Here is a 10,253-nt window from a genome sequence, read left to right as displayed (position 1 = left end):
GTAGATTAAAACATGAGGCATTGTTAATATAACTCACAAAGCAATTTACAACTTAATAAGCAAGTTAAAGCTTAGACACTTATTATTTTTCAAAGCTAGACAATATAAATACAAAAAAGAAGGTGACTCTAAACAAGTTAAGATAAAGGATAGAGCGAGTATTTCTGAAAGACCTAGCAGTGCTAATAGAAAAAATCTTTATCACTTTGAAGGTGACACTATTGTTGGTAAAGACCATAAAGGTGCTATTGTAACAATGGTCGATAGAGCTAGCAGATTTACTATTTTAGCCAAGTCTATAGATAGAACAGCTAATTCAATCAATAGAATATTGTACAAAGTATCTAATGGTCATAAAATATTAACAGCTACATTTGATAATGGTAAAGAGTTTGCTAAACATAAGAAGCTAACTAGCAAGACTGGCATCAAAGTATTCTTTGCTGATCCATACAGTCCTTGGCAAAGAGGTATTAATGAAAACATGAATAGGTATATCAGACAATTTATATCTAAAGGTACTAACTTTAACAATATATCTCATCAATACATTAGAAAGTTACAGATAGACTTGAATAATAGACCTAAGAAATGTTTAAATTACTTGACACCTAATGAAGTACATTTTGGTATCTCTATAAACATTGAGAATACAATCTAGCAATTATTGAGTAACTAGAGAGGTTAAAATATGGATGCTCATCAAGAATATAAAAAGATAGTTTATCTAATAGCAACAATAGCGGCATTGGGAGGTTTACTATTTGGTTTGGATCAGGGTTTTATCGGTAATGCAGGTGATACTCTTAACAGACTTTATGGTTTGGATGCAAAGGCAGCTGGTAGCTTTAATGCCATATTAGCAACAGGAGGTATCTTAGGCACTATTTGTAGTGGTTTTTTTACTAAATTTTTTGGTAGAAAAAACACACTAATGATTGCGGGATTTGCTTTTCTTATCGGAGCCTTAATTTCTTCATTTTCACCACCTATCAACATACTTACATTTTGTAGATTTCTACTTGGTTTTGGTGTTGGTTTAGCATCTTTTGCAACGCCATTATATCTTGCTGAAACTGCCCCTACAAAGATAAGAGGTTCGATCTCAACATTATTCCAGTTAATGATTACTTTTGGTATATTCTTAATTTCTCTGACTAACATAATTATCGTAATGTGGTTAGGTCATGAAAAAAATTCATTATCATTAATGTTTAGTGTTATTACTATTTTTGCATTTTTGATGTTTGTTGGCTGTTTCTTTTTACCAAAAAGTCCAAGATGGTTATTATCAAAAGGTAGAGACCAAGAAGCTCATAAAGTTCTAACTAAACTAAGAGCGGATTATGAGATTGATACTGAAATAGCAGAAATTAAAAAAGTTCTTAATACAGATCATGGCTCTGTAGTAGAAAGTTTAGCTAAGAAATACTTTTGGAAAATACTTATTGTTGGTGTAATCATTCAAATGTTCCAGCAGTTGGTTGGTATTAATATGATGATTTATTATGCACCACATTTTCTATCAGATGTTGGACTTAATATATTAGTAGCAGCATTAGCTTTATATTTGGTTAATTTCTTATCTACATTCCCAGCTATCAAGTGGGTTGAAAAATGGGGTAGAAAAAAACTTTTGACTGTTGGCGCTGTTGTAATGATGTCATCACTGATAGTTTCTGCGGTTTGTTTCTATTTCATTAAACATACTCAAGATCCAGCTGATTTTATTAAGTATGTATTACTTATATCTTGTTTGGTATATATTTTTGGTTTTGCTTGCTCATGGGGGCCTGTTGCATGGACTCTATGTTCAGAGATTTTCCCTATTAAAACTAGAGAAATAGGCATGGCTGTTACAACTATTGTTAACTGGACATTTGCAGGAGTTGTGATTGCAAATTCAAATGTTATTATGACTAAAGTAGCATTTGGTGATGTTATTATTTTCTTGGTTTATGCTGCATTCTGTTTGGCTTCTATATTATTCTTAAAAATGTTTGTACCTGAAACAAAAGGTACTAGTTTAGAGAAGATTGAAGATAATCTTATTTCAGGTAAAAAACTACGTGATTTAGGACACTAGTGCTTTTTAATAAAGTTGTATATTTTTATCAAATAATGTATTCTTAGCTTTGTAATTACTGATAGTTAAATTAAAAAAATAAGGAACTATAATTATGAAAGCTTCAGCTAGACATTTATTAGTACAATCAGAGTCTGAGTGTCAACAAATCAAAAAAGATATATCTGAAGGTAAAATAACTTTTGAAGAAGCAGCTAAAAAACATTCTCTATGTCCATCTGGAGCTAGAGGTGGTGATTTAGGTACTTTCTCTCAAGGTCAAATGGTTCCTGAGTTCGATAGAGTTATATTCAACGATGAACTTCACAAAGTTCACGGTCCTGTTCAAACTCAATTTGGTTATCATTTATTAGAAATTACATCTCGCGGATAATTTTAAATTTCTCATAATTTTCAAATTATTAAATAAATTTCTCATATAAAAATTTACGGATAAAAATGAATTCTGAAACTAAAAAAGATTTTAGTCAGCTTGGGCTGAACCAAGATATTATAGATACTGTTATAAAATTAGGATATGAAAATCCAACACCAATTCAACAGTATGCTATTCCATATATCTTATCGGGTAGAGATGTGCTTGGTCAAGCGCAAACGGGTACGGGTAAAACGGCGGCTTTTGCATTACCTTTAATAAACAATATGGATTTAGAATCTAGAGATAGAGCTCCACAAGTTCTGGTACTAGCTCCGACAAGAGAGTTAGCTATCCAGGTAGCAGAGCAATTTCAAGCTTTTGCTAAAAATATACCGAACCTAGATGTTGCATGTATCTATGGTGGTCAAGAATATGGTTCTCAAATAAGAGCACTTAAGCAAGGTGTAAAAGTTGTAGTTGGTACGACTGGTCGTGTGATGGATCATATCGAAAAAGGTACATTACAGCTGGATAATCTAAGAGCATTAGTATTAGATGAAGCTGATGAGATGCTGAGAATGGGCTTTATTGATGACGTTAGATATGTTCTAAGTCATGTATCAGATGAGTGTCAAAGATTACTTTTTTCAGCGACTATTCCTACGGATATAGCAGATATTATTCAAGAATATCTAAGAAATCCTTGTAAGATACAAGTAAAAGCAAAAACAAAAACTGCAAATACTGTGACACAAAAGTTCATAGTGATTAAAGGTTTTAGAAAGATAGATGCGTTAGATAGATTACTTGAAGTTGAAGAAACTGATGGTGTTATTATCTTTGTTAAAACTAAGACAAGCACTATCGAAGTAGCTGATAATCTAAAAGCTCTTGGTTATAGGGTGGCTGCTATTAATGGTGATATGCAACAATCTCAACGTGAATATATAGTTGACCAATTTAGAAGCGCTAAATCTGACGTTTTAGTAGCTACAGATGTTGTTGCTAGAGGTATAGATCTTGAGCGTATTAGCCATGTAATTAACTATGATATGCCTAATGATTCCGATACGTATGTACATAGAATCGGTCGTACAGGTAGGGCTGGACGTGAGGGTACTTCAATTTCTCTAGTTCCTTTGAAAGAAATGAGATTTTTGCGTACTTTAGAGAGATTTACAGGTTCGCCAATGCAAGAAGTATTTATGCCAAGTGCAAAAGATTTAGCACAAAGCAGAATAGATCATTTCAAAACTCGAATAGCTTCGGCATTAGATAAAAATAAATCTCTAGATAATTATAAAGAAATTATTACGAGCATTCGTGATGAGCTAGAGTTAGAGTTAGATTCTGATGAGCTTTTGGCTGTACTTACATTATTAGCTCAAGGTAAGAAATCATTCTTCCCGAGAGAAATACAAGCTAGAGATGATAGACCTCAAAGAGATAGAAATTTAAGAGGCAACTCTAGAGATGGACGCAGAAATGATAGATTTGAGCGTAGAGGCGATCGTAATGATAGAAATAGTCGTTTTGATAGATCTGATAAATTTGACAGATCAGACAGGCCTGATAGAAAACCTCGTAGAACTATAAATATTGATTTGACTACATATAAGCTTGAAGTTGGTCGTGATAACGATGTTCAGCCAAGAAATATAGTCGGTGCTATAGCTAATGAAGGAAATATCGATAGTAAGCATATTTGTAATATATCTATCCAAAAAGATCATACATTAGTAGATTTACCAGCTAACTTATCTCCAAAGGTTATAAGTCACCTAAGAAATGTTTGGGTTGCGGGCAAAAAATTAAATCTTACAGCGCAATAATATTAATTTCATTAATTTCTTATATTCTCAAATAAATAATTTCTTGTGCATTATTCTATTTACCTATCTAAAGTTGTATAATTCATCGAACTATCTATACAATAATTTTTTCTATAAATGAGTAACTATATTTTTATAGTTTCTGCGCCTTCTGGTGCCGGCAAAAGCTCCTTATTAAAAGCTTTTTTAGAAACTGAAATTGGCAAAGAAAATTTTGCTGTTGCAACATCACATACAACTAGATATCCTCGGATAGGTGAAACTAATGGTAAAGAGTATCATTTCGTTTCAATTATAGAGTTTGAAAAGATGCTAGACGCTAATGGCTTTATTGAATATGCTAAAGTTTTCAAAAATTACTATGGGACATCTAAGTCTGAAATAGATAAATTACTTGCGCAAGGCAAAAATATAATTCTTGAGATTGATTGGCAAGGTGCTCAACAAACAAGATCTATATATGAAAACAAGGCAAAAAGTATATTTATTTTACCTGCATCTATGGATGGGTTGAGAAAGCGTTTAGAAACTAGAAATACAGATTCTAAAGAGGTTATAGACTATCGAATGAGTCAAGCAGAGTCTGAAATCTCTCATGCAGATGAATATGATTATCAACTCATAAATGATGATTTTAGTCAATCATTAGAACAACTATGTAAATATTTCGAAGAAAATATCCAAAGCTAATAACTAAGGAGACATTTGGATGTTAAATCAAAAACTTATAAAAGACAAAATATCGCAAGCTAGACAAGAGTTACCTAGTTTGAAAATAAAAGATACTGAAAAGCAACAATATATGCATGAAATACAAGAGCTATTGAAGCATAATAATGCTTGCTTGGTAGCACATTATTATGTTGATGCAGAAATACAAGAGTTAGCAGAAAAAACAGGTGGTTTTGTTGGCGATTCGCTTGCAATGGCAAAGTTTGGTCTTGAAAGTGAATGTGATACTCTCGTGGTTGCGGGTGTTAGATTTATGGGTGATTCTGCTAAGATCCTAAGTCCTGAGAAAAAAATTCTTATGCCAACTTTAGAAGCTGAGTGTTCGCTAGATTTAAGCTGTAGTAATGATGAGTTTAAAAAGTTTATAGAAGCTAATCCTGATCGGGAGGTTGTTGTATATGTCAACACATCTGCAGAGATTAAATCCCTAGCTGACTGGACGGTGACATCATCAAATGCTTTGGAAATATGTTCACATCTACATAAGCAAGGTAAAAAATTACTTTGGGGCCCTGATAGATTTCTAGGAGATTGGATTATAAAACAAACTGGTGGTGATATGCTACTATATGATGGTAGCTGCATAGTACATGAGGAGTTTAAGGCACAAGCGCTTGATGATCTGATGCTTGAGCATCCCGATGCTGCAGTTTTGGTACATCCTGAGTCACCTGCTGAGATCATAAAAAGAGCCGATGCAGTAGGATCAACTTCTCAATTAATAGCTGCTAGTAAAGAGATGGACAATGATAAGTTTATTGTAGCAACTGATACAGGTGTGTTTTATAAGATGAAACAGTTATCACCGAATAAACAATTTATTCCAGCACCTACAGCAGGTCGTGGGGCAACATGTCAATCATGTGCAAAATGTCCATGGATGAAGCTAAATCAGCTTAAGAATCTAAAAGATTGTTTGACTAATCAAGATAATGAGATATTCGTAGAAGAAGCAGTGCGCCAAAAAGCTCTTATCCCTCTAAACAGAATGATAAATTTCTAAGGAAGTATTATGTCTGAAATAATGTTAAATACTAATCAGATTACTAGTATTCCAAATAATATTATTAAAAAATTAGTGGCAGAATCTTTAGTCGAAGATATTGCAGATGGTGATATTACTGCACAGCTTGCCGAAGATGTTGATACAACGGCATTTTGTATTACACGTGAAGATATGATCTTATGTGGTAAAGAGTTTGCTAATGAAGTTATAAATCAAGTAGATAAAAATATCCAGATAATATGGTTTTATGATGATGCAGACAAAATATCTGCTGGTGAGAAGATTTTTGAGCTTAGAGGTAATGCTAGAAGTATTTTAACAGCAGAGAGAGTAATGCTTAATTTTATTCAAATGCTTTCTGCTACAGCTACAGCAACAAATGATTTAGTTAAATTGATTGCTGATTATAAGACAAAGCTTCTTGATACGCGTAAAACTATTCCATGCTTTCGTATTGCTCAAAAATATGCTGTTAAATGTGGTGGAGGATTTAATCATCGCATAGGTTTATTTGATGCATATTTGATCAAAGAGAATCACATCCGTTCTGCTGGTGGCATTGCAAAAGCTGTTTCAAAAGCTGCTCGTTTACAACCTACAAAAACTATAGAAGTTGAGGTAACTAATCTTGATGAGCTAAATCAAGCGATTCGAGCAGGAGCTAATATCATTATGCTAGATAATTTCTCGATTGAGGATATAAACAAAGCAGTCGAGATTGCTAAAGATAAGGTAGCGCTTGAAGTATCAGGTAATATAGATAGTAACTCTATAGTCGAAATAGCTAAAATGGGTGTGGATTTTATATCTGTAGGAGCAATTACTAAACATATTACAGCGATAGATTTATCTATGCAGGTTCAATTATAACAATGATTACTAAGAAGCACGATGTAGTTATAGTTGGCGGAGGATTAGCTGGTATAGTAGCCACTATTGAGTTAGCTGAGCATGGATTAAATGTGGCTTTGATTTTTGATCAAAAATTAAGTCATAGCGCAAGCTCGTATGCCCAAGGTGGAATCGCAGCAATAGTTTCTGAGGAAGATACCATACAATCACATGTCAACGATACATATATAGCTAGTGGTAAGATTGCAAACCTTGAGAGTATTACACAAGTAGTGACAGAATCTAATTCTGCAATTTCGTGGTTAGAAGAACATGGCGTAGAGTTTGATAGAAAATCAGATGGAGAATATAGTTTACATTTGGAGGGAGGACACTCTTTAGCAAGAATTTTGCATATCAAAGACTATACTGGTCGAGCCGTTATTACTAAATTGTACGAAAATCTTCATAGATTAAAAAATATCACTATATATGCTGAACATAATGTTATTGAATTGATTAAAAAAGATAATAAGTGTATAGGCTTATATACTCATGACGTAAATCATAATGTGACCAAGTTTGTTGCAAAGAAAGTAATATTAGCATCAGGAGGTGCTTCAGGACTATACAAATATGTAACTAACGCAACCGCCGGCACTGGAAGCTCTATGATAATGGCTTATGATATTGGTTGCGAGCTTGAGAATTTAGAATTTACACAATTTCACCCAACATGTTTTTTTGCTCGAAATGGAGATCCTGTATTAATATCAGAGGCTATTCGTGGTAGTGGAGCAGTACTAGAAACTGAGAAGGGCTTACGAATAATGAAGTCAGTCCATGAAAGACAAGATCTAGCCCCTAGAGATATTGTTGCACGACAAATATACATAAATATGCAAGCTGGAAGAGATATTTATCTAAATGCTACTCACTTGAGTTCTAGTCAATGGCAAGAAAATTTTCCGTACATATATCAGAAGTTATTAGATAATAATATTGATCCTACAAATGATAGAATCCCAATATCTCCAGCAGCACACTATAGTTGTGGGGGGATTAGTGTAGATAAATATTCTCAAACAAATATCGATGGTCTTTATGCCGTTGGTGAGGTTTCTTGTACTGGTCTTCATGGAGCAAATAGGCTTGCGAGTAATTCACTATTAGAATGTATTGTGTATGCACTTGCTGGGAGTAAACATATTTTAGTAAACATAAAAGATAGTTATCTAGAAGACAGTCAACAGTTAATATTAGTTGAATCAAACTATGACTATACAAAACAAATCACTCATATACGCCAGTTAATGTGGGATAGTGTTGGATTAGTTAGAAAGCAAAATGAGTTAATAAATGTTTATAAAGAGCTAGAAGCATTAGAAAAATCTATTACCCATAATCATGATTTAGAAAATTACGACTTAAAATTAGAGGCATATCGCAAAGTAATCAAGTTAGCTAAGCTCTTTGTAGAACAAGCAATAAGTAGAAAATATAGTGTAGGAAGTCATTTTCTTAGAGTGTAATATTAGTTATTCTAATAATATAGTTCTTGGATTAGTACTAACTATAAATTAATTATAAATGATAAAATTTAGTAGATTATTACTAATATTACAGTATCTTATTTATATTATTTCTTATTCATTTTCCATAATAGGCTACTAATATAAGCTCGTCTATTTTCTTTACAAGCAACCATTAGCAATTTAGTAATTTTTAGATTATGTGCATCAGAAAATAAAATAATCAGCATTTCTCTAATATAGTTAGTATCTAAAGTAATGTAGTTATCCGTACCAATACCTAGTTTGATACCTTTTTTCTCCCACCAGCTAAAAGGGTGGTCTTTGTAGTCTGGAATAGCTGTAGTTAATTTGATATTAGAAGAAGGAAGACCAACGACACCAATATTTTTACTGATAATTCTATTTAGAACATCATGTTGATATCTTTCTATTTCAATAGCTGTATGGAATTTTATTTTTGTAAATTCTAAAACCTCATCAGAATTTAGTTTTATTCCATTTGTGATTTTATCTCTAATTGAGGAGTTATTTTCATTCCAATGAATTTCTTGTATTTCACGATACTCCATAGATTTGTCATCAAGAGGTTGAGAATTTTGATTAAGTTATAGAACTTTTTGTAGCAATCTTTGAAAGTAATAGTTTGGATTGATACCTATTGATAGGCCATGTTCTAGTGTATCAATATTCCAAATATTTAAAGCATTATCAACTGCTTGAACACCTTTCTTTAGTGTGTGAAAAGTCTCCCCATGATGTGAGCGAATTTTGAAACCATAATATTGCAGTTTTCTAATTCCTTGTTTTAATGTTTCAAAATGGGCTTTTTTGTAGATATTTTTTTCATCACCGACAGTATCTATATCTTTCATTACATTTTGTAGAAATGGATATTTTTCTAATATATCGATTAGACAGTTTACTTGGTATTCAAAACTTTCTTTTTTTGTTTTAAACTTTGTAGCATCAAAAAAATTAGCTTCTTTTCTAAATGATGGAGAAAGTACATAACCAAAATCTGGATATTCTTCTTTGAATTTCTCAAAGCCTTCATAAAGTCCAAGAACTACATCTTCTTCTGTTGCCAAGTCCTCATTTAAAATTGCTTCTTTTTCATCACTTGTAGAGCGTGATAGTGTGAATTTAAGCCTAATACTTCCAACATTATATTTATGGTATAGTTCACTAGCCATGTGATAAGCAGCATCTATATGATCTTGTTTCGTATTGAGAATAATTTTTGCAAGATACAAAAGATCTAAATATCTCGAGAATTTTTCACCATCTTTTAAAACTATAAGTTTTTCAACATCTCCTATAGAGTTTATTGGTAGTGCATTTTCGCCATAGATATTTATTACTTTTTGGCTATAAATATTACCATTTTTGAGGCGTGGGTAAATAAACTCTGCTGAGAGAGAGCCTGTTAGGTGGATATGTTCTTCATGATATTTAAGAGGGAAACTCTTTAAAAAGTCATAAAATGCTATACCAATAGGGTGATTTAGTAAGTCTTCTATATCTAGCTCATCATTATTAAAAGCTAGATTGTATTCTGAAAGTTTTAAATAGTTGAAAGAGAGTTCCAAATATAGTTTATTAGGTTTTGACGAAACTAAAATAAACGATAAGGAACTAAAAAATGCCAAAGCACTTAACTCTTTCAAATAGATATTGTATAGAAGAATTACTTAAATTAGGATACCAAACATCTCAAATAGCCAATAAAATTGGCTATAGTGAAAGAGCTATAAAAAAGGAACTTAATCGCACTAGTATAAATAGTGACTATAATGCTGAGATAGCACAGAAGCTATATCAAAGCCGCAGAACTTCAAATAATCATAAGCTATCCTGTAAAGTTAAAAAGCTA

Annotated in this window: 10 protein-coding genes and 1 pseudogene; 9 read left to right on the top strand and 2 right to left on the bottom strand. The window is 32.4% G+C overall.

Annotation, left to right across the window (positions count from 1 at the left end; translation table 11 throughout):
* Positions 1-16 precede the first annotated feature (16 nt).
* The 8 genes and pseudogenes from F8C69_RS06175 to nadB all read left to right on the top strand — a co-directional run.
* A pseudogene (locus tag F8C69_RS06175) lies at positions 17-661 on the top strand (IS30 family transposase); the annotation flags it as partial.
* A 30-nt stretch (positions 662-691) separates the two neighbouring features.
* The gene (locus F8C69_RS06170; protein WP_159184588.1) at positions 692-2,086 is read left to right on the top strand and encodes a sugar porter family MFS transporter; all 1,395 of its coding nucleotides are present in this window, start codon (positions 692-694) and stop codon (positions 2,084-2,086) included.
* Between the two features lie 94 nt (positions 2,087-2,180).
* On the top strand, positions 2,181-2,459 hold the full coding sequence (locus F8C69_RS06165) for a peptidylprolyl isomerase (RefSeq protein WP_159184587.1): 279 nt from the start codon (positions 2,181-2,183) through the stop codon (positions 2,457-2,459).
* Between the two features lie 65 nt (positions 2,460-2,524).
* The gene (locus tag F8C69_RS06160; protein WP_159184586.1) at positions 2,525-4,276 is read left to right on the top strand and encodes a DEAD/DEAH box helicase; all 1,752 of its coding nucleotides are present in this window, start codon (positions 2,525-2,527) and stop codon (positions 4,274-4,276) included.
* Positions 4,277-4,393: 117 nt separating this feature from the next.
* Entirely contained in the window at positions 4,394-4,966 is a 573-nt protein-coding gene (gene gmk, locus F8C69_RS06155; RefSeq protein ID WP_159184585.1) for a guanylate kinase, read from the top strand.
* 19 nt (positions 4,967-4,985) lie between these two features.
* Positions 4,986-6,011, top strand: a complete 1,026-nt coding sequence (nadA, locus tag F8C69_RS06150; protein WP_159184584.1) for a quinolinate synthase NadA — start codon at positions 4,986-4,988, stop codon at positions 6,009-6,011.
* 9 nt (positions 6,012-6,020) lie between these two features.
* The gene (nadC, locus tag F8C69_RS06145; RefSeq protein ID WP_159184583.1) at positions 6,021-6,884 is read left to right on the top strand and encodes a carboxylating nicotinate-nucleotide diphosphorylase; all 864 of its coding nucleotides are present in this window, start codon (positions 6,021-6,023) and stop codon (positions 6,882-6,884) included.
* A 2-nt stretch (positions 6,885-6,886) separates the two neighbouring features.
* Complete coding sequence (gene nadB, locus F8C69_RS06140) at positions 6,887-8,377, top strand: L-aspartate oxidase (protein ID WP_159184582.1); 1,491 nt, start codon at positions 6,887-6,889, stop codon at positions 8,375-8,377.
* A gap of 107 nt (positions 8,378-8,484) precedes the next feature.
* On the opposite strand, the gene F8C69_RS10615 is transcribed toward nadB, so the two are convergent.
* Together F8C69_RS10615 and F8C69_RS06135 are read right to left on the bottom strand one after the other, a co-directional pair.
* Positions 8,485-8,949 (bottom strand): amidohydrolase family protein, encoded by a 465-nt coding sequence (locus tag F8C69_RS10615; protein ID WP_234384118.1) that lies wholly within the window; start codon positions 8,947-8,949, stop codon positions 8,485-8,487.
* 36 nt (positions 8,950-8,985) lie between these two features.
* The gene (locus tag F8C69_RS06135; RefSeq protein ID WP_236352362.1) at positions 8,986-10,029 is read right to left on the bottom strand and encodes an amidohydrolase family protein; all 1,044 of its coding nucleotides are present in this window, start codon (positions 10,027-10,029) and stop codon (positions 8,986-8,988) included.
* Between F8C69_RS06135 and F8C69_RS06130 the strand changes: the two genes are divergently transcribed.
* The coding region (locus tag F8C69_RS06130) for a helix-turn-helix domain-containing protein (RefSeq protein WP_159183974.1) at positions 10,023-10,253 on the top strand (231 nt) is incomplete at its 3' end. The two genes, F8C69_RS06135 and F8C69_RS06130, sit on opposite strands and share 7 nt — an antisense overlap.

It is taken from the genome of Francisella noatunensis subsp. noatunensis (assembly GCF_009823375.1).
Taxonomy (GTDB): domain Bacteria; phylum Pseudomonadota; class Gammaproteobacteria; order Francisellales; family Francisellaceae; genus Francisella; species Francisella noatunensis.
Note: the sequence above shows the minus strand (reverse complement) of the source record. Positions and strands in the feature narration are given on the sequence as shown.